Raw genomic sequence first — 22,422 nt, forward strand, 5'->3', positions numbered from 1 at the left:
GCCCCTGTCTTCGCCGAAAAACCAATTCCGAAAGCGATAGACAGCATATGCGCCGCGCAGTTGTATACGTCAATAGTCCCAAATGATTCTCGCGGTGGGCCATACCCGTGACCAACCAGCTCAATTCCGACAAGCGCCAATGGACAGATTCCGAAGGCCTGTCCTACTTCTGCAGGCACCTTGTAGGGCTCTGCGTTACCTACCGGCGCGCTGACAGCGAAAGGAACGAATTCGCCATTTACTCTGGAACGCTCATTAGTGTTGAAGGGATGGTCTGTTTCCTTACGGCGGGCCACGTCCTGAGCAACCTCGCGGATGTGCGGGACAGTACGGAAATTACGATTACGAATGCCGTCCTGGCCGACACCTTCGGGAAAGACGCTGTAAGCACCGTGCCGATACCGTTTGATCTGAAGGGCGCTCGCCTCATCCATTTTGATGATGAAGACGAGGGCTTGGACTTTGGCGTCATCCCGCTAAGCCCCTACTACGTGAATCTTCTGGCGAAGAATGGTTGCGTGGCGATCGAGGAAAACAACTGGATTCACCAAGCCAACGTCGAATTCCACCTCTACGCAATGCTCGGCTTTCCCGAAGAATTTGCGTCCAAGGAGATTGACGGCTACGGCAACGCCATGGTCTCCCCCACTATGTTCAGGGTAGTCCGGCTCGATAATCCGCCGGAGGGTGCCAAGTCGACCCGGTACCCCCGGTTCGTCGGGCAGATCGACGACAGCAATCCGATCGAGAGCGTTGTCGGGATGAGCGGCGGTCCCATCCTCGGCTTCAACATCGGAGAGGAAGGAACCCGGTTTTGGCTGGTCGCGTTACAAAGCTCATGGAATCCACGGACGCGCGTGGTCTATGCCTGTCCCATACCGGTCCTGGGTTCTTTGCTCACCAAGGCCATCAAGGGAGAATTGAGCGACAACAAGTAGGTTTGCTGGCCTTTGGACGGTTTTGCAACAGCATCAGGTCTTACCCAGCTCGGACAAGGTTCAGCCTCGTAAGACTCAGTTAAGATAATTGAGCTTGAATCGCGCAACCCCCATGAAATCCGAACTCGGCTCCGCAGAGAGAGGGCGGACGTGTGACTTACACGAATACTTACACAGTCCCAACTTCGTCCAAAAATTATCAATGATTACAAACCACTTAGCTAAGCATCAGAGGACTTAAAATGTTTTCTTTTGTTGCTGAAAACGAAAAACTATCGTTTTAATTCATGCCGATAGATGGATCTGAAATTCCGAACTAGAGTTACACATGTCTTACACAGAACCGCGCGCCTCGACGGTCCATGCGCCATCCTCTTAGCCGGCGCGGTAGCGCCGGAAAACCGAAGGGAAGTCATTCCACCACTGCCGGTGCCAGTGCTGAATCTGTTGAAGCTCCGCTGTTCAAACTTGAAGAAAAGCGACATTCGCGATAGTGTTTATTCGCTCAAGGCTCGACAGAAGCGCTTTAAAATCATTTTCGGCCACCCCGGTGTGAAACACCATCCTTCCAGGCCAGCAAAAGCTTCATAAAGTTATCCCAGCCAAGCAGAGCAGCATCTTCTTCAGCAGCGACCGCTGAATAACAGCGACGTGCCGTTCCCGAGCGGATGCGCCAGCCCAGGCCGGCGCATGCCATGGACTCACACCAGGCCGGGACACGTGGGGTGCGCTTTGATTGGGAGTGATCAGCGTGGCTGGTCGCAGGCGGGATAAGCTTTGCCGCGTTAAACTCCGTCCCTCACCGCTACAGTGGCGCGACGATGAGGCGATTACGCTTGTGGAAGCGGTCGCGCTGTTTTTCCCGGACGGGCCACTAACTTTATCGTCGCTGCGCACCGCAATTTCTGCGGGGACTCTTGAAGTTGCACACGTAGCAGGTAAGATTCTAACCACTCCTCTTGCCGTCAAAAAGCTGGTGACACCATCATGCCGGGCCGCAAAGCCAAGCCGCCGCGACTCTGGTTTCGAGAGGACGACCAAAGCTGGATCATCCTCGACCGTGGCCGGCAAATCCGCACAGGTTGCGGCCGCGACGACATTGACGGCGCTGCGAAGGCGCTCGAAACCTACATCGGCGGAAAGCACACAACGACCATCGGCGCCACCGATCCCGGCGTCCTTGCCATCGCCGACGTGCTGACGGCCTATGAGAATTCCAAGAGACCTAAGGACAAGAGCGACGACCGCGCATGGGCGCAGCATGACCTGCTGCTGATCCGCCTGCTGGACCTCAACAATTTCCTCGGCGACAAGACCGTGAGCGCACTCAAGGCGCAACTGTGCCGTGACTTCGTCGACTGGTCGACCGGCACACCAAATGAGAACAACCGGCAGGCCGGGATCAAGCCGCGGCAGGGCAACGTGTCCGACCAGACCGCGCGGCGCCGATTGGAGGATTTGCGCGCGGCCATCAATGCGTACCACGCCGAACACACGCTGAGCGTCGTGCCGAAAATCACCCTGCCGCCGAAAGCGGAAGGCAGGCACCGCTGGCTAACGCGCAATGAAGTCGCGCGACTGCTGGGCGCCGCCATCGGCTATATTTGGGATGAAGCTCACGGATCGTGGAAGCGGAAACACGACGGTACGCTGCTGCGTCGGGAGCGCTGGATTATCCGCCGCCGTTATCCAGCAGCTCGCTTCTGCCTGATCGGCATCTACAGCGCCCGGCGCGAGGAAACGATCCGTCGCACCCAGTGGGTTCCGACTACGACGCATCCCTGGATGAACCTGCAGGCGATGGTCTACCAGGGCAAAGGCGCGCTGGAGCGCTCGACCAAGAAGCGCCGCCCGCCGGCCAAGATCGCCAGCCGCTTGCGGCCGCACCTGGTCCGCTGGCAGCGGATCGACCAGGTGCGTTCGGGCGAGCTTCGCGCGGCAGGCCTGATGAAAGACGGCGAGCAGATCAGGTTTGTGGTCAACCGCGCCCACGACGGCCAGCCGCTGGCGGGCAAGATCAGGTCAGCCTGGGAAGGCATTCTTGAGGATGCCGGCCTCGGCGACGACGTGGTTCGGCATTCCCTACGCCACACGGCAGCAACCTGGCTCATGCAGGCCGGCGTCGATATGTGGGAGGCCGCCGGTTGGTTGGGCATGACCGTGGAGCAGCTGGAGGCCAACTACGGCCACCATCATCCGGAATTTCAGGAAGAAGCCGCTGAAGCCTTTGGAAGTCGCCGCGGCAACTAGAGCCAGTTAATTCAACACCTAAGAAGTATTGCTTTCGCTCACTGGTTGCGGTTCGATTGTTTTCCAAAAGTCTACCGGGCAAATCGGCATGCAAGAGTTTGATGACGGCGACGACGATCTGTCGGCAAGTACCGAGACACAGATCCTGAAGCTGCGTCCTCCACAGCGCACACCTACGGAGATCGCTGCCGGCGAGGCTCAGATCGTTCAAAATATCAAAGACGTCCGCTATATCGTCCGCGAGTATCCGGCAGAGGTCGTTGTCCGGAAGTACCTGGTCGGCAAAGATTCAGATCGGAATGAAATCTACGTGCCCGATTATCAGCGGGACCTCATTTGGCCGCAAAAGAACCAGTCGAGATTCATTGAGTCCATGCTTATAGGCATACCCATTCCCTTCCTCTTTGTGGCCGACATCAGCGAGAAGGAGGACCCCGATAGCTCGGGGCGCCTCGAAATTGTCGACGGCGTGCAACGAATAAGGACACTCGTGGAATTCATGTCCGGCCAGCTCGTATTGAGCGACCTGGAGCGGCTAAAATCCCTCAATGGATTTACTTTCTTCGACCTTCATCCCTCGAGGCAACGGAGGTTCAAGCGCTCAACGCTGCGTCTGATCGAGCTGACGGAAACCGTCACCGAAGATGTGCGCCGGGATATGTTTGACCGTATCAATTCGGGCTCGGTAGGCCTTGAAGCTGTCGAAGTACGGCGAGGCGTCGAGGGGGGCCCGTTCGTTGAACTGACGACCGAGTTGGCGAAAGACCCTCTGCTGCACCAACTTGCTCCCATCTCGGACGCACAGCGCAAGCGATTCGAGTATGAAGAGCTTATTACCCGCTTCTTTGCCTTCTCTGATCGATACCAAGAATTTGGAACGGGTCCCGAAGGCAAAGTCGTGAAGGACTTCCTTCTTACCTACGTTCGCGACAAGAACGCCGAAATTTCCAAGAATAGCTCGGTAACGACCAACATGACGAATGAATGGAAGAACATGCTGGCGTTTGTGGCGAAGAACTTTCCGAATGGCTTCATCAAAACAGGTCGCGGCCGAAGGGTCCCTCGCGTGAGGTTTGAGGCGATTTCGGTCGGCACAAACCTGGCTCTCCGGGATGGAGGACAGATAGAAAGTAACAACATCGCTAATTGGATGGAGAGTGACGAGTTCAAAAAGTGGACCACGAGCGATTCGTCGAATAATCGCACTAATTTGCATGGCCGGATTGATTTCGTGAAGAACATGTTACTCGGCAATGACGACGCTGCTTGAAGCATTCGACGAACGAAAAAGGCAGGCCCGCCACTATCTTTCAGTTGTTATCACAGCGGAAAGAATGTCCAGCCTGTCGGCAGCGTCACGATCTCAAACAAGGAGGCTGCTCACTCTGCGCGCGGGCACATTTCTGCTGCTCTACAACATCGTAGAGGCGTCAACGCGTAGCGCGATCGAAGCAATCCACGATAAAATCACGATCGAGCAAATTCCCTTCGACAAGCTTTCCCTTGTTCTTCGACAGGAAACGATAAGGCGATACAAGAGAAACGCTAATGACAGCACCGACCATGATTGGCAGGACTTTCCAGCGTCTTTTGTTGCGATCGCGCTGAACGAGGAAGTGAAGCTTTCGGGTAACGTCGATGCTAGGCTTATTCGATCGCTAGGCAACGCGTACGGTTTCGATTGCTACACCGACAAAGGTCGGACCTGGAATGGGAGCGATCTCGTTACAATCAAAGAATGCCGAAATGATCTCGCCCACGGGCTCAAAACCTACGAAGATGTGGGCATGCAATATCCGGCGAAGGAACTTTTGGCGATCACGCGACGATCTCTCGCGTTCGTCAGAGGGATCACGGCCAACATCGATTCATTTTTGGGCGAGCAGCGCTATCTGCGCTGACTCGACGTGACGAGTAATTGCTTTCCCAATCCTCAGGCCGAGCGCCGGTGGCACTGCGTTCCCGATAAGCCGACCGACCTCTTTGAAGCTAACTTTTTTGCCTTTGGGCACAAATTCAAACTTGCGGGGAAATGACTGCAAAATCGCACCCTCTCGCAAGGAAATTGCTCGATGCTGCTCGGGATGCCCGAAACGCCCGTTACCGAATCCATAGAATTGCGTGGTGATTGTGGGAGCCGGCTTGTCCCACGACATTCTTCCGTAGACCGAAGGGTAAGTCTTTCCTCGTTCATTTTGGTGGCAGGCGGTCCGCATTCTCTTCGGCCATTGCCGCCAAGTGCCAGCCGGCTTTGATTGTTTGATCCTGGCTAAATTTCTTGGCGTAAGCGCTCGGGTGGCGTGAAGGGGATCTTTCGAATGTTTCTCACCCGCTTCGATGGCTGGAAGGCCGCCAATAGCCTTTCGCACGGAAGCCGCTGTACCCTCACTCGCTACGGGGAGATCAATGGGGCCGAGCCGGGACGCCAGTAGCACGAGCCGCCGCCTCTGCTGCGGAACTCCGAATTTTGAAAGATCAAGGATTGCCCAGCTGACCTGATATCCCGCCTTCTGCAAGCCGGCGACGAACTCGCGCCACAATGGAAGCTGCGCTAAGCGCGGAACATTTTCTAATGTCACGATCTCGGGACGGGCTTCGATGACCAGTCGCAGGAATTCCAAAAGCAATTCCCAGCGCCCATCGAGATTTCTTCGTTTCGTCGTGTATCCCGAGAAGGGTTGGCACGGCGCGCAACCAGCCAATACCTTCACAGGCGCATCGCCGAATAACCTTTCTAAGGTCCCAGCAGATACGTCGCGGATGTCCTCCTCGACGAACAGCGCGCCAATGTTGGTCTCAAACGGGTACCGGCACGCCGGGTCTACATCGATCCCGCCAGCAATTTTCAGCCCGCTTTTTTTCAGGCCATACGATAACCCTGCGGCGCCGCAGAATACGTCAACTACGCAAATATCCGACATCGTCCCCAAACCAGCGAATCGCTGGGGGAATGTATCAAAACGACCTTATCAAACTGAATAGTCGATAGCGTCGTGGAGGGTATTTCGTTGCGCATTTCATTGCGCGAGGAAACCCCAGATCGTATAAGTACTTGAAATAATGGTCGGAGTGGCAGGATTCGAACCTGCGACCCCTGCGTCCCGAACGCAGTGCTCTACCGGGCTGAGCCACACTCCGACAAGAGGCCGGCTTATAGCGTCGGGTTTGGCGCACCGCAAGCGGCCGAGATGAGGAATTTTGTCCCTGTGAAAACGGGTCTTGAAACACAGGTTTTGCCAGCCGGCGAGGCCGGCGCGGAAGCTGCCGCCCGGACGCTGGCCGCCGGCGGCCTGGTCGCGTTTCCGACCGAGACCGTCTACGGGCTCGGCGCCGACGCCGCCAATGCCACGGCGGTGGCCCATATCTACAGCGCCAAGGGGCGGCCGGCCTTCAACCCGCTGATCGCACACGTCGCGGACCTCGCGGCCGCACGGCGGATCGGGCGGTTCGATGCGCGCGCCCTGAAGCTCGCTGAAGCGTTCTGGCCGGGGCCGCTGACGCTGGTGGTGCCGAAGACGGACGATTGCCCGGTCGCCGATCTCGCCACGGCGGGCCTCGACACCGTCGCGATCCGCATTCCCGCCCATCCCGTGGCGGAGGCGATCCTGCGCGCCTTTGGCGGGGCGGTGGTGGCGCCGTCCGCAAACATTTCCGGCCACGTCTCGCCGACGCAGGCCGCGCATGTCGAGAGCGACCTTGCGGGGCGGATCGACCTGATCGTGGACGGCGGGCCGGTCGCGGTCGGCGTCGAATCGACCATTGTCGGCTGCTTCGAGGCGCCGATGCTGCTGCGGCCCGGCGGGCTGTCGCGCGAACGGATCGAAGCCGTGCTCGGCTTAGCCCTGGCGCGGCCGCCGGTCGAGGCCGAGAGCGACGACAACCAGCCGCTGGCGCCGGGCATGATGGCCTCGCATTACGCGCCACGCGCCAATGTGCGGCTCAACGCGCGCGACGTTGCGCCGGGTGAAGCGCTGCTGGCGTTCGGGCCTGCGCGCCTGCCCGGCCTGGAGGCCACCGCCGCTGTCATGAATTTGTCGCCCGCGGCTGATCTCGATGAAGCCGCCGCCAATCTGTTCGGCTATCTTCGCAGCCTCGATGCGAAGGCGCCGACCGCGATTGCCGTGATGGCGATTCCCGAGGAAGGCCTGGGCGAAGCGATCAACGACCGGCTGCGCCGGGCCGCCGTGGCGAGATAAGAGCGAAGAGACGAGACAATGAACATCAATCAATCCGCCACCCCTCCACTCGCGCCCGAGCTGATCGACCAATTCCGCAAGATCGTCGGCGACAAGCACGCGATCACCGATGCGACCGATATCCAGGCTTACGTCACCGAGGAGCGCAATCTGTTCCACGGCCGCTCGCCGCTGGTGCTGCGCCCGGGTTCGACGGCCGAGGTCTCCGCGATCTGCAAGCTCGCCTCCGCGCACAGAATCGCGCTGGTGCCGCAGGGCGGCAACACCGGGCTCGTCGGCGGCCAGACGCCGCACAATGGCGAGGTCGTGGTGTCGCTGCGGCGGCTGGACAAGATCCGCGAGGTCGACACCGCGTCGAACACCATGACCTGCGAGGCCGGCGTGGTGCTGCAGATCGCGCAGCAGAAGGCCTCTGACGTCGACCGGCTGTTTCCGCTTTCCCTGGGCGCTGAAGGCAGCTGCACCATCGGCGGCAATCTCTCGACCAATGCCGGCGGCACCGCCGCGCTTGCCTATGGCGTGGCGCGCGAGATGGCGCTGGGGCTGGAAGTGGTGCTCGCCGACGGACGCGTGCTCAACGTGCTGTCGAAGCTGAAGAAGGACAACACCGGCTACAATCTGCACAACCTCTTCATCGGCGCGGAAGGCACGCTCGGCATCATCACCGCGGCAACGTTAAAACTGTTTCCGAAGCCGCGGGCGGTCGAGACCGCCTATGTCGGCCTGAAATCGCCGGCGGCGGCGCTCAAACTGCTGACGATCGCGCAGGGCGAAGCTGCCAATGCGCTGACGAGTTTTGAGCTGCTCTCGGAGATGGCGGTGGACTTCTCGATCCGCCACGGCATCGACGTGCGTGATCCCCTCGCCAAGAAGCATCCCTGGTACGTGTTGATGGAATTGTCTTCGCCCGGCGACGACGCCCGCACGCCGCTGGAGACGATCCTGACCCGCGCCATGGAGGAGGAAATCGTCGACGATGCCGTGATCGCGGCCAACCTCACCCAGCGCAATGGCTTCTGGAAGCTGCGCGAGGAGATGTCGTCGGCGCAGAAGCCCGAGGGCGGCTCGATCAAGCACGACATCTCCGTGCCGATCGCCGCCGTGCCTGACTTCATCGCGGAAGCCAACGCCGCCGTGGTGAAACTGATCCCCGGCGCGCGGCCGGTGCCGTTCGGCCATCTCGGCGACGGCAATCTGCATTACAATGTCAGCCAGCCGATCGGTGCCGACACGGCGGATTATCTGGCGCGCTGGCACGAGATGAACGCTGTCGTGTTCGAGATCGTGCTGCGCATGGGCGGCTCGATCTCGGCCGAACACGGCATCGGCGTGCTGAAGCGCGACGAGCTGCCTGACGTCAAGGACAAGACCGCGATCGAGCTGATGCGCGCGATCAAGGCGATGCTCGATCCGTACGGAATCATGAACCCGGGGAAGGTGCTGTGAGTGCTCTTGCGGTCGACGCGATTGGGGATGCCGACGTCGAGAACGTCGTTGCGCTGTGGCAGCGCTGCGGCCTGACGCGACCATGGAACGATCCGCATGCCGACATCGCGCTGGCGCGCCGGCGGGACAACTCGACGGTGCTGATCGGCCGCGATGGCGGCGCGATCGTGGCGACCGTCATGGTCGGCCATGACGGCCATCGCGGCTGGGTCTATTACGTCGCGGTCGACCCCGATATCCGCAAGCGCGGTTATGGCCGTGCCATCATGGCGGCCGCCGAGGACTGGCTGCGCGCCGCCGGCGTCGCGAAACTGCAACTTCTCGTGCGCCGCGAGAATGGGCAGGCCAATGCGTTCTACCAGTCGCTCGGCTTCGAGGAATCGACCTCGGTGATGTTCCAGAAGTGGCTCGACGGCCGCGAGCAGCCCCGTTAGCTCTCACCCGGAAGACAGCAATGACCATTTCAGACCGCGTCCGCATCAAGGACGTCCGTGTGCTCTCGGACGGCTGGACCACGCTAAAAAGCACGACATTCGACTACCGCCGCGGCAACGGCGAATGGCAGACGCAGAAACGCGAAATCTATGAGCGCGACAACGCCGCCGCCGTGCTGCCCTATAATCGCGCGGGGCGCAGCGTGATCCTGGTGCGCCAATTCCGCCTGCCGGCCTTCACCCGCGGCTACGACGATTTGCTGATCGAGGCCGCCGCCGGCGTGCTGGACGACGCCTCGCCCGAAGTCCGCATTCGCGCCGAGGCCGAGGAGGAAACCGGCTATCGCCTGCACGACGTCCACAAGGTGTTCGAGGCGTTCATGAGCCCGGGCGCAGTGACCGAAAGAATCCATTTTTTCGTCGCCGAATATGAACCGGAGATGCGCGTCAGCGCCGGCGGTGGCCTGGAGCATGAAGGCGAGGACATCGAGGTGCTGGAGCTCGGCATCGACGAGGCCCTGGCAATGATCGCCGACGGCCGCATCATCGACGCCAAGGCGATCATGCTGCTGCAATACGCGGCGCTGCATATTTTCAGGTGAGCTTGCTTCACCCTCCCCTGGAGGGGGAGGGTCGATCGCGCGTAGCGCGAGCGGGGTGGGGTGATCTCTCCACGCGGGCACTGTTGGATGGGGAGAGACCGTCACCCCACCCCGCTACGCATTCCGCTTCGCTCCATGCGCAGCGACCCACGAGCGAGCGTAGCTCGTCTCGGACCCCTCCAGGGGAGGGTAAGTGGCACCGCTCGCGCGGCACTATCCTCATCTGCAATTCTGGCCTGCGTCACCCGCACCCCCGTTGAGCAACCCAAAAACTATCTCTAGTCTGGCCCCAACCAAGAACCAGGAGACGCGCCCATGTCCGCTCCGCGCGACGACGAATTCGGCTTTGCGCCCGACTATGATTCCCCCGTCCCCTATATGCAGCGCACGCGGGATTATTACGCCGCGATCGGCTACACCACGGCATATCGCTGGGCGCATTACACCGAGGCGCCGTTCCAGCCATTGAAGAAGCCGCTTGCGCAATCGCGCGTCACCATCATCACCACGGCGGCGCCCTACGATCCGGCCAAGGGCGATCAGGGGCCGGGCGCGGCGTATAACGGCAGCGCGAAATTCTACCAGGTCTATGACGGCGATACCTCGAAAGCGCATGATTTGCGCATCTCGCACATCGGCTACGACCGCAAGCACACCACGGCGACCGACAACGGCACCTGGTTTCCGCTGCCGCAGCTCTTGAAGGCGAGCGCGGCGGGACGCATCGGCGAGGTCGCGCCCCGCTTCTTCGGTGCGCCGACCAACCGCAGCCATCGCGTCACGCTCGACACCGACGCCCCGGAGATCCTGGCGCGCTGCATTGCCGACAAGGTCGACGTCGCCGTGCTGGTGCCGAACTGCCCGGTCTGCCACCAGACCACCGCGCTGGTGGCGCGGCATCTCGAAGCCAACGGTATTCCGACCGTGATCATGGGCTGCGCCAAGGACATCATCGAGCACGCCGCCGTGCCGCGCTTTTTGTTCTCGGACTTCCCGCTCGGCAATTCCGCCGGCAAGCCGCATGACGTCGCCTCGCAGGCGCAGACGCTGGAACTGGCGCTGAAGCTGCTGGAGACCGCGAGCGGCCCGCAGACCACGATACAGTCGCCGCTGCGCTGGAACGAGGACGCCTCCTGGAAGCTCGACTACAACAATGTCGCGCAGCTTTCGCCGGAAGAGCTGGCACGCCGCCGCGCCGAATTCGACAAGCAGAAGGAGATCGCGCGCGGCAATCGCGCCGCCTGACGTCCTCCGACAGAATAAACAACAAGGGGAGAGCGACGTGACGCGACCGTTCGAGGGCGTGAAGATCCTGGACTTCACCCAGGTGCTGGCCGGCCCCTATGCGAGCTACCAGCTTGCGCTGCTGGGCGCCGACGTCATCAAGGTCGAGCGGCGCGAGGGCGAGGACATGCGCCGCACGCCGCTCTCGCGCGAATGGGCCGAGCGCGGGCTGGCCCCCGCCTTCCAGGCCATCAACGGCAACAAGCGCAGCCTGACGCTCGATCTGCAGAAGCCCGACGCCATTGCGATCGTGAAGAAGCTCGCGGCGCAAGTCGACGTGGTGATGGAAAACTTCCGGCCGGGCGTGATGGACAAGCTCGGCATCGGCTATGAGGCGCTGTCGGCGATCAATCCAAAGCTGATCTATTGCGCGGTGTCCGGTTTCGGCCAGACCGGCCCGGATCGGTTACGGCCCGGCTATGACGGCAAGATGCAGGCGCTGTCGGGCATCATGGCGATATCAGGCCATCCCGAGACGGGCCCGACGCGCGCGGGCTTTGCGGTGTGCGACGTGCTCTCGGGCGCGACGGCCGCGTTCGGCGTGTCGAGCGCGCTCTATCAGCGCGACCGCACCGGCAAGGGGCAGCTCATCGACGTCTCCATGCTGGAGGCGACGATGGCGTTTCTCTCCGGCCAGATCGCGGACTGGTCGGTCGCCGGCCATCGCCAGCAGCTTTCGGGCAATCAGGCCGTGAGCCGCCGGACCACCGCGAACCTGTTCAAATGCGGCGACGGTCACATCCTGCTCGCCGTCAACAATGAAAAACAATACCGCGCGCTGATGTCCGCGCTCGGCCGCGAGGACACGCTGAGCGATCCGCGCTTTGCCGACTGGTTTTCGCGCAACGAGAACGAGCCCGCACTGCGCGCCATCATCGAGCAGGCGCTCGCGGCAAAGCCTGCGCGCGAATGGGAGACAATCCTGGAAGACGCCGGTGCGCCCTGCGCCAGCATCTGGAAGGTCGAGGAGGTCATCGACCATCCGCAAATCAAGGCGCGCGGTGCGATCCAGGAGCTGGACACGCCCTACGGCCGCCTGCGCTTTGCCGGCAGCGGATTCAAGCTCGCGCATGGTGGTGGCAAGCTCGATCGGATGGCGCCGGAATTGGGTGCGGATACGGATGCGGTGCTGGGCGATCTGGGGTTTGATGCGGTGGAGATTGCAGCGCTGAGGGCGAGGGAGATTGTGTAACACTCCGCTGCCGTAGGGTGGGCAAAGCGAAGCGTGCCCACCACTGCGCGTTGAAGAGAGAGATCGTGGGCACGGCGCGCTGCGCCTTTGCCCACCCTACGGCAGCTCAGCTAGAACAACGAGCCCTGCCCGTCATCGACCGAACCGGCCGCAACCTTGCGCGCGATCTTCTTCGGCTTCGCCGCCTCGGCCTCCGCTTCCATATCCTCGGCGCTGATCGGCAACAGCAGCTGGTCGTCATCATTGGCGACGCGGTTGACGCGGGTCGAAACCGGGTGCCAGACAAATTCGCCGATGCGCGGGGCCGTCATCAGCGGCAGGATCGCATCGACGTCATCGCCGCGACAATCGAGCCAGCGCTCGAAATCGCGCGGGCTGATGGTCACCGGTACGCGGTCATGCAGCGTGGCGAGATCCTCGCCAGCCGCCGCCGTGACGATCGCCACCGTGTCGAGCTCCTCGCCGTTCGGTCCGATCCAGGTTTCGAAGACGGCGGCGAAGCTGAGCGGCGCACCGTCGGAATGATGGATGAAGAACGGCTGCTTGCGACCGTCGATCGCCTTCCACTCGTAATAACCGTCCGCCGGGATCAGCCCGCGCCGCCGCCGAATCGCTTTCTTGAACGCGGGCTTCTCCAGCACCGTCTCCGAGCGCGCGTTGATCAGCAGCGTAAAGCCCTTGGGGTCCTTGACCCAGCCCGGCAGCAGACCCCAACGCATCAGACGAAAATGGCGCGCGCCATTCTCGACCAACACAACCGGAATCGGTTGCGTCGGCGCGACATTGTACCGTGGCGGGAAATTCGGCTGCTCGATATAGCCGAACAGTTGCCGCAAAGCCTCGGGGGCTGAAGTTATGACGAAGCGTCCGCACATCTTAGGGTGTCTATATAGGGTCCGTTCAGGTCCTTTTAACCCCGAACGTTAACACTGCGGCAGATGAGCTCAACGGCCTCCCAACCCGCGACGCGCGCACAGACGGGCCCCGAGGCCGCGGCCTGGGCCGAGCGGCTGCGCGTGGCCAACATCAACCCACGGACCGGGCTTGCCACTGACTATCTCAACCATTTCAATGAAGCCGTGATGCTTCTGGAAATGATCCCGGACATGCCGGAATGCGCCGAGGACTTTTTGACCTGGTCGCCGCTGTCCTATGCCGAGCATTTCACCGCCTCGAACTTCAAGGCACGGGATCTGGCCATCGAAGCCTATGAGAAGGCCGAGCCGAGCGTGCGGACCCAGTTCGACCACATCACCGACACCATGACCTCGATCCTGACCGCGGTCGGCTCGGCCATGCGCGAGGTCGAGAAGGACACGACCCGCGTCCGGCTCGCCGAACAGGCCACCCTCTGGGTCAAGCCGCTGATCGCGGCCTGCGGCGGCATCATCAACGGCGGCGCGGAAGCCGACGTCGACACCATCATGGCGAATTGAGCCGAGCAGGTTGAAGATATGCCTGCAGTTGTCCAGCCCACCCATCCCCAGATCGCGGTCAGTGCCGCGATTTTCCGCGACGGCAAGGTGCTGCTGACCCGCCGCGCCCGCTCGCCAGCCAAGGGGTTCTATTCGCTGCCCGGCGGCCGGGTCGAATTCGGCGAATCACTGCACCAGGCGCTGAGCCGCGAGGTCGACGAGGAAACCGGACTGGATATCGAGATCGTCAGCCTTGCCGGCTGGCGCGAGGTGCTGCCGGCCGCGCCTGGGGCCGGCCATTATTTGATCATGTCCTTTGCCGCCCGCTGGGTGGCCCGGGAACCCACCCTGAACGACGAGCTCGACGATTACCGTTGGGTCGCCCCGGACGCCCTGGCCAGCCTCGGTGACCTCAAAATGACCGGGGGGCTGGAGGAGATCATCCAGTCGGCCGCCCGTCTGATCGGCTCCTGACCGCCCGCCTTGCGTCATCGGCCCCGAGGGGGCATACAGCCCGCCGATGTCGACGCGATTTCTGGCCATTTTTGCCCTGATTCTCGCCTGCGCTTCCGCGCCCGCCCGGGCCCAGGACGTAGCGGCGCCGTTCGACGCCGATTTGCAGCGGCTGGCCGAGATCCTCGGCGGCCTGCACTATCTGCGCGGCATCTGCGGCACCAACGAGGGCAACAAATGGCGCAGCGAGATGCAGGCGCTGATCGATGCTGAAACGCCCTCCGGCGAACGTCGCACCCGCATGATCGCGGGCTTCAACCGCGGCTATAACGGCTTCCAGCAGACCTACCGGAGCTGCACCCCGGCCGCGACGGTGGCGATCCGCCGCTACATCGAGGAAGGCTCGAAGATCTCGCGGGATCTCACGGCGCGCTACGCGAACTAGATTTTCCCCGTCAGCAAAGCGCCCGACCGCAACCCCTCATCCTGAGGAGCGCGGTACGCGCGTCTCGAAGGATGAAAGGCCCGGCTGCAGCAGCGGGGCCTGCATGGTTCGAGACGGCGCTGACGCGCCTCCTCACCATGAGGGTTGGGCTAACAGGAACTCTGTCATCGACTTTGTTCACAGCCGTTAACCGTTCCTAAAGATGTGGCCTAGCGGTCGTTAATGCGCGTGCTACACCTCTTGCACAGCGCATCGCCGTGGATCGCGCCCCAGCCCTGATTGAGATTCATGAGCCAGCCGATTTCCTACGCCCCCGCCCGCGCGCCGCTGCCCGATCACGAGCAGAAACAGGCCGCCCTGAGCTATCTCAACGAGGCCTGGGCCGAAGCACGCCATGACGGCGTCGACGGCGATTGCCTGGCGCAGGCGAGCCTGTTTGCCGCGCTTGCCGAGCTCGTCGGCACCTATGGCGAGGACGCGGTGGCGAAGTTCGTCGAGGGCTTTCCTGCCCGCATCCGCAACGGCGAATTCTCGGTCTGCCTCGCAAGGCAGTAAGCCCATCTTCGAAAATGACCCCGCCACATGGGCGGGGCCAGTCTACGGATGAATGACTTTGCGAACAGGCTTTGGCCAACATCGTTCGCGAAGTCTGCTGCGTTTATCGCACGAAAGCTGTTTCCCTCGGACAAGCATTAGTCTCGCGATGGCCGGGAGATGTTCCCGCTGGAGTCGGGAATACGCGGCCCCTCCTCACGGCTCGATCTTGAGCGTCGCTTTCATATTGGGATGATAGCGGCAGTAATAATCGACCGTTCCCGCCTTCTTCACAACGAACGTCGCCGACTTCTTCGGTGGCAGCGTCACGTCGAAATCGCCGTTCTTTGCCGTGGCGGTGTGGGCGAAGACGTCCTTGTTGATCCATGTGACGGTGTCGCCGATCTTCGCGGACACCTCGGGCGGTGAGATCACGAGATTCTCCATCGTGATCTCGATCGTCGCGGCGTGCGCCGGGACTGATATCGCCGCGAAGACAAGGGCGATCGAAGACAGCCGTCCCAGCCTCATCGCACGCTCCTTACTTCAGCTCGGCCGCGACATGCTCGGCGTGCTGCTGATGGCCCTGAAAGATCTTCAGGCCGGTCTGCAACAGGCTCTTCAGCTCGGCATTGCTGGCGGATGGAATGAGCTGGGTCTCCAGCGCGCCGTTGACCGCCTTGTGGTAGGCGACCTCGTTGGCGACATAGGCCTTGTCGAACGCAGCGCCGTCCAGCTTGCCGAGCTCGGCCAGCTTGTCACTCGCCTGCTTCGACAGCGCCTTGCTGGTGTCGTTATCCTCCGGCGTGACGTTCAACTTCTTGACCAGCGCGAGCGCCTGCTTGTTGACCGCCTCGTGGTCGCGCAGCATGTCCTCGGCAAACGCCTTGACGTCCTTGTTTTTGGCTTTCTTCTGCGCCTGCTTGGCCGCGTTGATGTCGATCACCCCGGCCGTGTAGGCGATGTGGGCGATCTGCGGATCGGTGGGCTTGTCGGCTGCGCTCGCGCCTTGCAGCAGCACGGGGCTGGACAACAGAACGGCTGCGGCGAGCGCCGCGCTCCAACGAACGAACATGGTTTGACACTCCTGTGCTGCCGGACGGTTTTTCCGGCGTTGCTTCACAGGAATTGGATGGGCGCTTCGCGCAAACGTTCCCGAAAAATTTCAGCCGCCGATTCCGAGGCGCTTCAGCACCGACACGGTCAGCCGCTCGCAGCGCCAGCCGGCGAACGGGAACGCGTCCATGATCACCGGGCCGATTTCCTTCTCGACAATTTCGCGCAGCATGGTGCGGGCACGATGCAGCCGCGTCTTCACGGTCTCGGGCTTCACGCCGAGCAGATCGGCGGTCTTCTCGATATTCATGCCCTCCATGACGCGTGCAACGAAGACCATGCGGAAAGCATCCGGCAACTCGTCGATGGCGCGTTCGACGACGCGCTGGATTTCACGTTGGGCCATGGTCCTTTCCGGATCGCCTGCGGGAGAAACGGGAAACTTGATGATCTGCGCCTCGAGCGCGGCTTCGCCCACCGCGCCGAGTTCGACATGCGGCTTGGCGCTGCGCACCCGGCCAAGCGCCTCGTTGATGGCGATGCGGGACAGCCAGGTCGACAGCCCGGACTCGCCCCTGAAACCATCGAGATGGGTGAAGGCGCGGACATAAGTTTCCTGCACCACGTCCTCGGCTTCGCTGTCGTTGCGCAGGATGCCGCGCGCAAGGCGATAAAGCCGGCGATTGTTGGCCTGCATGATCTCGCGGAGCGCGGCCTCGTCCCGGCTCCGGGCACGGTCGATCAGTTCGGCTTCCGACGTCCTGATGCCGGCGGACCGGCCGGCTGCGGTGCGTTGCATGGCTGTCACCTGCTCGTTTCCGTTGCTCTCCGACATTGGATGCAGGCCGGCAGAAAAGGTTCCCGGCTTTCTTACCCGCCCCCTAATCCGTCTCGATCGGCAGCGCCGGGTCCCTCGCCCACTCGCCCATCGAGGCATCGTAGAGCGTCAGCTTGTCGTAGCCGAGCTGCGTCAGCATGAGCAGGTCGATTGTCGCCGAGATGCCGCCGCCGCAATACAGGATCACGTTCTTGTCGCGCGTGACCCCTGCCGCGGCGAATTTGGCTTCGGCATCCGCAAGCGAGGTCAGGGTCTTGTCGGCATTCACGAGCGTTGCAGCCGACACGTTGACGCTGCCGGGTACGCGGCCCGGCCGGCCATAGCGGCTCGGCTCGAGGCCTTTATGAAACTGCGGCCCGAGTGCGTTGACGGTGACGGTGGAGGGATCGCCGATACGCGCCTTCACAACGTTCTTGTCGACGAAGAAGCCGGTGCGCGGCGCGGCCTTGAAGGTCGTCGCCGGATAGCCCTTGGGGGCGCCGGTCTCGACTGGCCGCCCCTCGTCCTTCCATTTGTCGAAACCGCCGTCGAGCACCCGCGCATCGACGCCGAGCGAACGCAGCATCCACCAGAACCGCGTCGACCACATCATGGTGCCGATGCTGTAGAGCACGATGGTCTTGCCGGCATCCGCGCCGTGACGGCCGAAGGCGGCCTCTAACTGGGCCACGGCCGGCATCATGAAGAATTGCTGCGCGGAGCCGTCGGAGAACTCGCCCTGCAGGTCGAGGAAATCCGCGCCCGGGATGTGGCCGGCCGCGAATGTCTTGTCGCCCGGGACGGCGCGATACGGCACATCGCTGCCCGGCGGGACCGGCTCGTTGTAGGTCGTGCAGTCGTAGAGGCGGAGGTCGGGGTCGCCGAGGATGCTAGCGAGTTGCTCGGTGGTGATGAGGGGTGTCGGTTGGGACATTGATTGTACTCCCATCCCTCCCCGACGTCGTCCCGGCGAAGGCCGGGACCCATAACCACAGGGAGACGTTTGGCGAAGACTAGCAGTTAATCCCTTCGCTGGTACTGCGACCGTCGATCACGGAGAGATTCCGCGGTATGGGTCCCGGCCCCCGTGCGCAATTGCGCACTAGGCCGGGACGACACTGGATGTGTGGCACGTGCGTGCCTCTCACCCACAATTCCTACTGCTTCAACGTCTCCAGAAACCGCACCGGCTCGCCCTGCGACGGCGTCGCCAGTTCGCCCTGCCACATCACGCGGCGGCCGCGGACGAAGGTGCCGACGGGCCAGCCCGTGACGCGGACACCATCATACGGGGTCCAGCCGGCCTTGGATGCCACCCATTTGTTGGTGATGGTCTCACTGCGCTTGAGATCGACCACCGTGAGGTCGGCGTCGTAGCCGGCGGCGATGCGGCCCTTGCAGGCCATGTTGTAGAGACGCGCCGGGCCGGCGCTGGTGAGATCGACGAAACGTGCCAGCGACAGTCGGCCGGCGTTGACGTGATCGAGCATCAGCGGCACCAAAGTCTGCACGCCGGTCATGCCGGAGGGCGACGCCGGATAGGTCTTCTGCTTCTCTTCCAGCGTATGCGGCGCATGGTCGGAGCCGAGCACGTCGATGATGCCCTGCTCGATGCCGCGCCAGATGCCGGCGCGGTGATCGGCGCCGCGGACCGGCGGGTTCATCTGCGCCAGCGTGCCGAGCCGCTCGTAGCATTCGGGCGCGACTAGCGTGAGATGATGCGGCGTCGCCTCGCAGGAGGCGACATCCTTGTGATCGCGCAAGAACTCGATCTCTTCCTTGGTCGAGATGTGCAGCACGTGGATGCGCTTGCCGGTCTCGTGCGCGAGCTTGACCAGGCGCTGCGTCGCCATCAGCGCCGCGGTCTCGTCGCGCCACACCGGATGCGAGCGCGGATCGCCCTCGATGCGGAGCGACTTGCGGTCGTTGAGGCGGTACTCGTCCTCGGCATGGAACGCCGCGCGGCGGCGGATCACCTGGAAGATGCGGCGCAGGCTCTCGTCGTCCTCCACCAGCAGCGCGCCGGTCGAGGAGCCGATGAACACCTTCACGCCGGCACAGCCGGGCGCGCGCTCGAGCACCGGCAGATCCTGCACGTTCTCGCGGGTGCCGCCGATGAAGAAGGCGAAATCGCAATGCATGCGGTGGTACGCGCGCTTCACCTTGTCGGTGAAAGTCGCCTCCGTCACCGTGAGCGGCGAGGTGTTCGGCATTTCGAACACGGCGGTGACACCACCCATCACGGCGCTGCGCGAGCCGGTCTCGAGATCTTCCTTCTGCTCCAGCCCGGGCTCGCGGAAATGCACCTGCGTATCCATTACGCCGGGCAGGATGTGGAGGCCCTTGCAGTCGATCACCTCGGCGGCGGAGCCCTGCGACAGCGGGCCCAGCTCGGCGATGCGACCGCCTGCGATGCCGATATCACGAACAGCCTCGCCGTCCTGGTTGACGACGGTGCCGCCTTTGAGGATCACATCGAAACGCTGGGTCATGGCTGGAGGCCTCTCTCATCCCCAAGCGCAGGGCTCGAGGTCTTGTCGTTTATGCCTTGCGGGCTTACGTTCCGGAGCACCATGTCGCAAGAGATTTTCGCATGAAATCAGCGTTTCTTCCCGACCGGGGCGTGATCAAGGTCGCGGGCGAGGACGCACGCAACTTCCTCAACGGCCTCATCACGACCGACGTCGACAGGCTCAAGCCGGGCCTGGGCCGATTCGGCGCGCTGCTGACGCCGCAGGGCAAGATCATCGTGGATTTCCTGATCACGGAAGCCCCCGCCGGCCATGGCGGCGGGTTCCTGATCGACTGCCCGAAACCGCTCGCCGATGGGCTCGCCACCAAGCTGAAATTCTACAAGCTGCGCGCCAAGGTCACGGTGGATAACCTGTCCGACGATCTCGGCGTGCTCGCGGCCTGGGACGGACAGCCTGGCGCTCAGCCGGACCTCGCCTTTGCCGATCCGCGCAACGAAGCGCTCGGCATCCGCATCCTGATCCCCGAAGATCTCAAGCAGAAACTGTCCGATCTGATCGGCGCCGAGCTGGTCGATGCCGCCGATTACGAGGCGCATCGCATCGCACTCGGCGTGCCGCGCGGCGGGCTCGATTTCATGTACAGCGATGCGTTCCCGCACGAGACCAATATGGACCGCCTCGCCGGTGTCGATTTCGACAAGGGCTGCTATGTCGGCCAGGAGGTCGTCTCGCGCATGCAGCATCGCGGCACTGCCCGCACCCGCAGCGTGAAGGTGCTGCTCGAGGACTCCTCGCCCGAGGCCGGTGTCAGCATCATGGCAGGAGACAAATCCGTCGGCACCATGGGCTCGTCGGCGCAAGGCAAGGGCATTGCGCTGGTGCGCATCGACCGCGTTGCGGACGCGCTCGATGCCGGCCAGCCGCTCACCGCTGGCGGACTCGCGTTGAAGCTGGCAGAACCTGACGTTGTTCGCATTCCCACCAAGCAGCCCATCGCATGAGCCGTGCTCCCCGCCTGCATCCCGACGGAAAGACCCGCTGCCCCTGGCCAGGTGAAGATCCGCTCTATGTCGCCTATCACGACACCGAATGGGGCGTGCCGGAATATGACGACCGCGCGCTCTATGAAAAGCTGATCCTCGACGGTTTTCAGGCCGGCCTGTCCTGGATCACGATCCTGCGCAAGCGCGACAATTTCCGTAAAGCTTTCGACGATTTCCAGCCGGAGAAGATCGCGCGCTACACCGACAAGAAGGTGCACGCGCTGATGAACGACGCCGGCATCGTGCGCAACCGCGCCAAGATCGACGGCGCAATCCTCAGCGCGAAGTCCTATCTCGACATCATGGAGAAAGGCCCGGGCTTCTCGAAGCTGCTCTGGGACTTCATGGACGGACGGCCCAAGGTCAACAATTTCAAGACCACCGCGAGCGTGCCGGCGTCGACGCCGCTGTCGACGCAGATCTCCAAGGAGCTATCCTCGCGCGGCTTCAAATTCGTCGGCCCGACCATCGTCTATGCCTTCATGGAAGCGACCGGCATGGTCAACGATCATCTCGTCGACTGCCACTGCCACGCAAGCTGCAGCAAGTTGCAGCGCAAGCCGCGCCTCAAGGCCAAATGACGGCCAGGAAGACCGCACGCGACGCGGAGTCCCGCGCCTGGCAGCGCATGCTGTCGGGTCGTCGGCTCGATCTGCTCGATCCCTCGCCGCTCGATATCGAGATCGCCGACATCGCGCATGGACTTGCGCGCGTCGCCCGCTGGAACGGGCAGACCACCGGCGCGCATATCTTCTCGGTCGCGCAGCACACGCTGCTGGTGGAGCTCGTGCTGCGGCACGAGATGCCGCGCGTCGACGAACGCATGCGGCTCGCAGCCCTGCTGCACGACGCGCCCGAATATGTGATCGGTGACATGATCTCGCCGTTCAAGGCCGTGCTCGACGGCCATTACAAGGCCGTGGAGAAGCGTCTGCTCGGCGCCATCCACATCCGCTTCGGTCTGCCGCCGGTGCTGCCCGACGAGATCACGCTCGCCATCAAGGCCGCCGATCGCGGCGCGGCCTATCTGGAGGCGACCGAGCTCGCCGGCTTCGGCGAGAGCGAGGCCAAGCGCCTGTTCGGCAAGGACCCGGGCCTCTCCGACAGCGTCCGGCGCGACTATCTGACGCCCTGGACGGCGGCGCGGGCCGAGAAGCAGTTTCTGGAGCGGTTTGGCGCCGTGTTTGCGTAGGTGTCGTAGGGTGGGCAAAGGCGCTCTTGCGCCGTGCCCACGACTTCTCGCAATTGCGCAAAAAGTCGTGGGCACGCTTCGCTTTGCCCACCCTACGGCACCGGCTATAATCGCCCAAAAAGGTCCGCCATGATCCACGTCTGTTCGCTCGCCGCCCTTCCCGAAACCGTCCGCCGCACCGGGGCCAGCCATGTGCTGACCGTGATGGCCAATGTCGAGCAGGTGGTGCGGCCGGTGTCGGTGCTCCCTGCCAATCATCTCAAGGTGTCGATGGACGACATCACCGAGGAGATGGATGGCTTTGTCGCGCCCTCCGAGGCGCATATCGACCAGGTGCTGAATTTCGTGCGCGGGTGGGACCGCGGCGCGCCGCTGGTGGTGCATTGCTATGCGGGCATCAGCCGTTCCACGGCGAGCGCATTCGCTGCCGTCTGCGCGCTCAATCCCGATCGCGACGAAATCGAGATCGCGAAGAAGATCCGTGCGGCGTCCCCGATCGCCTCGCCGAACCGTCGTATCGTCGGTCTCGCCGATCGCGCGCTGGGGCGCAACGGCCGCATGCTGCGCGCGCTCGACGAGATGGGTCCGGGCGAGATGATGGTCGAGGGCCGCCCCTTCGTGATCGAGCTCGAATGACATCAGCGATCGTGA

25 protein-coding genes and 1 tRNA gene are annotated in these 22,422 nt (G+C 62.6%); 18 read left to right on the plus strand and 8 right to left on the minus strand.

Annotation, left to right across the window (positions count from 1 at the left end):
- Window positions 1-107: 107 nt before the first annotated feature.
- From QA645_RS33690 to QA645_RS33705, 4 genes are all read left to right on the plus strand, one after another.
- Window positions 108-938, plus strand: a complete 831-nt coding sequence (locus tag QA645_RS33690) for a hypothetical protein (protein ID WP_283045525.1) — start codon at window positions 108-110, stop codon at window positions 936-938.
- Window positions 939-1,925: 987 nt separating this feature from the next.
- On the plus strand, window positions 1,926-3,188 hold the full coding sequence (locus QA645_RS33695) for a tyrosine-type recombinase/integrase (protein ID WP_283045526.1): 1,263 nt from the start codon (window positions 1,926-1,928) through the stop codon (window positions 3,186-3,188).
- Window positions 3,189-3,276: 88 nt separating this feature from the next.
- Window positions 3,277-4,458: a DUF262 domain-containing protein gene (locus QA645_RS33700; RefSeq protein ID WP_283045528.1), complete on the plus strand. Its 1,182-nt coding sequence runs from the start codon at window positions 3,277-3,279 to the stop codon at window positions 4,456-4,458.
- Window positions 4,442-5,089 (plus strand): MAE_28990/MAE_18760 family HEPN-like nuclease, encoded by a 648-nt coding sequence (locus tag QA645_RS33705; RefSeq protein WP_283045529.1) that lies wholly within the window; start codon window positions 4,442-4,444, stop codon window positions 5,087-5,089. The genes QA645_RS33700 and QA645_RS33705 overlap by 17 nt, the downstream gene beginning before the upstream one ends.
- Here QA645_RS33705 and QA645_RS33710 read toward each other — a convergent pair.
- Both QA645_RS33710 and QA645_RS33715 read right to left on the minus strand, forming a co-directional pair.
- Window positions 5,057-6,109 carry a DNA cytosine methyltransferase gene (locus tag QA645_RS33710; protein ID WP_283045531.1) on the minus strand — a complete coding sequence of 351 codons (1,053 nt, stop codon included), beginning with the start codon at window positions 6,107-6,109 and terminating at the stop codon, window positions 5,057-5,059. The genes QA645_RS33705 and QA645_RS33710 overlap by 33 nt on opposite strands.
- 140 nt (window positions 6,110-6,249) lie before the next feature.
- Window positions 6,250-6,326 (minus strand) — tRNA-Pro (locus QA645_RS33715).
- Window positions 6,327-6,394: 68 nt separating this feature from the next.
- Between QA645_RS33715 and QA645_RS33720 the strand changes: the two genes are divergently transcribed.
- The 6 genes from QA645_RS33720 (at window position 6,395) to QA645_RS33745 (ending at window position 12,342) form a co-directional block, all read left to right on the plus strand.
- Window positions 6,395-7,384 carry an L-threonylcarbamoyladenylate synthase gene (locus tag QA645_RS33720; RefSeq protein WP_283045532.1) on the plus strand — a complete coding sequence of 330 codons (990 nt, stop codon included), beginning with the start codon at window positions 6,395-6,397 and terminating at the stop codon, window positions 7,382-7,384.
- 18 nt (window positions 7,385-7,402) lie between these two features.
- Window positions 7,403-8,830, plus strand: a complete 1,428-nt coding sequence (locus QA645_RS33725) for an FAD-binding oxidoreductase (RefSeq protein ID WP_283045534.1) — start codon at window positions 7,403-7,405, stop codon at window positions 8,828-8,830.
- The gene (locus QA645_RS33730) at window positions 8,827-9,264 is read left to right on the plus strand and encodes a GNAT family acetyltransferase (RefSeq protein WP_283045535.1); all 438 of its coding nucleotides are present in this window, start codon (window positions 8,827-8,829) and stop codon (window positions 9,262-9,264) included. Before QA645_RS33725 ends, QA645_RS33730 begins: the two co-directional genes overlap by 4 nt.
- A gap of 20 nt (window positions 9,265-9,284) precedes the next feature.
- Window positions 9,285-9,866 carry an NUDIX domain-containing protein gene (locus QA645_RS33735; protein WP_254129402.1) on the plus strand — a complete coding sequence of 194 codons (582 nt, stop codon included), beginning with the start codon at window positions 9,285-9,287 and terminating at the stop codon, window positions 9,864-9,866.
- A gap of 315 nt (window positions 9,867-10,181) precedes the next feature.
- Window positions 10,182-11,111, plus strand: coding sequence for a glycine/sarcosine/betaine reductase selenoprotein B family protein (locus QA645_RS33740; protein ID WP_283045537.1), 930 nt, complete (start codon window positions 10,182-10,184; stop codon window positions 11,109-11,111).
- 37 nt (window positions 11,112-11,148) lie between these two features.
- The gene (locus QA645_RS33745; RefSeq protein WP_283045539.1) at window positions 11,149-12,342 is read left to right on the plus strand and encodes a CoA transferase; all 1,194 of its coding nucleotides are present in this window, start codon (window positions 11,149-11,151) and stop codon (window positions 12,340-12,342) included.
- Between the two features lie 110 nt (window positions 12,343-12,452).
- Here QA645_RS33745 and QA645_RS33750 read toward each other — a convergent pair whose 3' ends face one another.
- Window positions 12,453-13,217: an SOS response-associated peptidase gene (locus QA645_RS33750; RefSeq protein WP_283045540.1), complete on the minus strand. Its 765-nt coding sequence runs from the start codon at window positions 13,215-13,217 to the stop codon at window positions 12,453-12,455.
- 63 nt (window positions 13,218-13,280) lie between these two features.
- On the opposite strand from QA645_RS33750, the gene QA645_RS33755 reads away from it, so the two are divergent.
- The 4 genes from QA645_RS33755 (at window position 13,281) to QA645_RS33770 (ending at window position 15,210) form a co-directional block, all read left to right on the plus strand.
- On the plus strand, window positions 13,281-13,778 hold the full coding sequence (locus QA645_RS33755; RefSeq protein ID WP_148771915.1) for a hypothetical protein: 498 nt from the start codon (window positions 13,281-13,283) through the stop codon (window positions 13,776-13,778).
- Between the two features lie 18 nt (window positions 13,779-13,796).
- The gene (locus QA645_RS33760; protein ID WP_283045541.1) at window positions 13,797-14,231 is read left to right on the plus strand and encodes an NUDIX hydrolase; all 435 of its coding nucleotides are present in this window, start codon (window positions 13,797-13,799) and stop codon (window positions 14,229-14,231) included.
- A 46-nt stretch (window positions 14,232-14,277) separates the two neighbouring features.
- On the plus strand, window positions 14,278-14,655 hold the full coding sequence (locus QA645_RS33765; protein ID WP_254129396.1) for a TIGR02301 family protein: 378 nt from the start codon (window positions 14,278-14,280) through the stop codon (window positions 14,653-14,655).
- Between the two features lie 288 nt (window positions 14,656-14,943).
- Window positions 14,944-15,210, plus strand: coding sequence for a hypothetical protein (locus tag QA645_RS33770; RefSeq protein WP_092227477.1), 267 nt, complete (start codon window positions 14,944-14,946; stop codon window positions 15,208-15,210).
- Window positions 15,211-15,405: 195 nt separating this feature from the next.
- On the opposite strand, the gene QA645_RS33775 is transcribed toward QA645_RS33770, so the two are convergent.
- From QA645_RS33775 to QA645_RS33795, 5 genes are all read right to left on the minus strand, one after another.
- Complete coding sequence (locus QA645_RS33775; RefSeq protein WP_283045543.1) at window positions 15,406-15,720, minus strand: cupredoxin family copper-binding protein; 315 nt, start codon at window positions 15,718-15,720, stop codon at window positions 15,406-15,408.
- Window positions 15,721-15,730: 10 nt separating this feature from the next.
- Entirely contained in the window at window positions 15,731-16,264 is a 534-nt protein-coding gene (locus QA645_RS33780) for a DUF4142 domain-containing protein (protein ID WP_283045546.1), read from the minus strand.
- Window positions 16,265-16,354: 90 nt separating this feature from the next.
- Entirely contained in the window at window positions 16,355-17,044 is a 690-nt protein-coding gene (locus tag QA645_RS33785) for an RNA polymerase sigma factor (protein WP_283045547.1), read from the minus strand.
- 82 nt (window positions 17,045-17,126) lie between these two features.
- Window positions 17,127-17,996 (minus strand): sulfurtransferase, encoded by an 870-nt coding sequence (locus tag QA645_RS33790; protein WP_283045549.1) that lies wholly within the window; start codon window positions 17,994-17,996, stop codon window positions 17,127-17,129.
- Window positions 17,997-18,219: 223 nt separating this feature from the next.
- The gene (locus QA645_RS33795) at window positions 18,220-19,554 is read right to left on the minus strand and encodes a dihydroorotase (RefSeq protein ID WP_283045550.1); all 1,335 of its coding nucleotides are present in this window, start codon (window positions 19,552-19,554) and stop codon (window positions 18,220-18,222) included.
- A gap of 101 nt (window positions 19,555-19,655) precedes the next feature.
- Here QA645_RS33795 and QA645_RS33800 point away from each other — a divergent pair, with 101 nt between their 5' ends.
- The 4 genes from QA645_RS33800 (at window position 19,656) to QA645_RS33815 (ending at window position 22,407) form a co-directional block, all read left to right on the plus strand.
- Complete coding sequence (locus QA645_RS33800) at window positions 19,656-20,537, plus strand: folate-binding protein (protein ID WP_283045552.1); 882 nt, start codon at window positions 19,656-19,658, stop codon at window positions 20,535-20,537.
- Window positions 20,534-21,160, plus strand: coding sequence for a DNA-3-methyladenine glycosylase I (locus tag QA645_RS33805; protein ID WP_283045554.1), 627 nt, complete (start codon window positions 20,534-20,536; stop codon window positions 21,158-21,160). The genes QA645_RS33800 and QA645_RS33805 overlap by 4 nt, the downstream gene beginning before the upstream one ends.
- The gene (locus tag QA645_RS33810) at window positions 21,157-21,771 is read left to right on the plus strand and encodes an HD family hydrolase (protein ID WP_254129388.1); all 615 of its coding nucleotides are present in this window, start codon (window positions 21,157-21,159) and stop codon (window positions 21,769-21,771) included. The genes QA645_RS33805 and QA645_RS33810 overlap by 4 nt, the downstream gene beginning before the upstream one ends.
- 129 nt (window positions 21,772-21,900) lie before the next feature.
- Entirely contained in the window at window positions 21,901-22,407 is a 507-nt protein-coding gene (locus QA645_RS33815; protein ID WP_254192337.1) for a protein tyrosine phosphatase, read from the plus strand.
- Window positions 22,408-22,422 lie beyond the last annotated feature (15 nt).

Source organism: Bradyrhizobium sp. CIAT3101, assembly GCF_029714945.1.
In the GTDB taxonomy this organism is placed as follows: domain Bacteria; phylum Pseudomonadota; class Alphaproteobacteria; order Rhizobiales; family Xanthobacteraceae; genus Bradyrhizobium.

Coding starts and splice junctions, on each gene's coding strand:
- QA645_RS33695 (WP_283045526.1), top strand. CDS start 1,926: ATGCCGGGCCGCAAAGCCAAGCCGCCGCGACTCTGGTTTCGAGAGGAC.
- QA645_RS33700 (WP_283045528.1), top strand. CDS start 3,277: ATGCAAGAGTTTGATGACGGCGACGACGATCTGTCGGCAAGTACCGAG.
- QA645_RS33705 (WP_283045529.1), top strand. CDS start 4,442: ATGACGACGCTGCTTGAAGCATTCGACGAACGAAAAAGGCAGGCCCGC.
- QA645_RS33710 (WP_283045531.1), bottom strand. CDS start 6,109: ATGTCGGATATTTGCGTAGTTGACGTATTCTGCGGCGCCGCAGGGTTA.
- QA645_RS33725 (WP_283045534.1), top strand. CDS start 7,403: ATGAACATCAATCAATCCGCCACCCCTCCACTCGCGCCCGAGCTGATC.
- QA645_RS33735 (WP_254129402.1), top strand. CDS start 9,285: ATGACCATTTCAGACCGCGTCCGCATCAAGGACGTCCGTGTGCTCTCG.
- QA645_RS33740 (WP_283045537.1), top strand. CDS start 10,182: ATGTCCGCTCCGCGCGACGACGAATTCGGCTTTGCGCCCGACTATGAT.
- QA645_RS33750 (WP_283045540.1), bottom strand. CDS start 13,217: ATGTGCGGACGCTTCGTCATAACTTCAGCCCCCGAGGCTTTGCGGCAA.
- QA645_RS33755 (WP_148771915.1), top strand. CDS start 13,281: ATGAGCTCAACGGCCTCCCAACCCGCGACGCGCGCACAGACGGGCCCC.
- QA645_RS33760 (WP_283045541.1), top strand. CDS start 13,797: ATGCCTGCAGTTGTCCAGCCCACCCATCCCCAGATCGCGGTCAGTGCC.
- QA645_RS33765 (WP_254129396.1), top strand. CDS start 14,278: ATGTCGACGCGATTTCTGGCCATTTTTGCCCTGATTCTCGCCTGCGCT.
- QA645_RS33770 (WP_092227477.1), top strand. CDS start 14,944: ATGAGCCAGCCGATTTCCTACGCCCCCGCCCGCGCGCCGCTGCCCGAT.
- QA645_RS33775 (WP_283045543.1), bottom strand. CDS start 15,720: ATGAGGCTGGGACGGCTGTCTTCGATCGCCCTTGTCTTCGCGGCGATA.
- QA645_RS33780 (WP_283045546.1), bottom strand. CDS start 16,264: ATGTTCGTTCGTTGGAGCGCGGCGCTCGCCGCAGCCGTTCTGTTGTCC.
- QA645_RS33785 (WP_283045547.1), bottom strand. CDS start 17,044: ATGCAACGCACCGCAGCCGGCCGGTCCGCCGGCATCAGGACGTCGGAA.
- QA645_RS33790 (WP_283045549.1), bottom strand. CDS start 17,996: ATGTCCCAACCGACACCCCTCATCACCACCGAGCAACTCGCTAGCATC.
- QA645_RS33795 (WP_283045550.1), bottom strand. CDS start 19,554: ATGACCCAGCGTTTCGATGTGATCCTCAAAGGCGGCACCGTCGTCAAC.
- QA645_RS33800 (WP_283045552.1), top strand. CDS start 19,656: ATGAAATCAGCGTTTCTTCCCGACCGGGGCGTGATCAAGGTCGCGGGC.
- QA645_RS33805 (WP_283045554.1), top strand. CDS start 20,534: ATGAGCCGTGCTCCCCGCCTGCATCCCGACGGAAAGACCCGCTGCCCC.
- QA645_RS33810 (WP_254129388.1), top strand. CDS start 21,157: ATGACGGCCAGGAAGACCGCACGCGACGCGGAGTCCCGCGCCTGGCAG.
- QA645_RS33815 (WP_254192337.1), top strand. CDS start 21,901: ATGATCCACGTCTGTTCGCTCGCCGCCCTTCCCGAAACCGTCCGCCGC.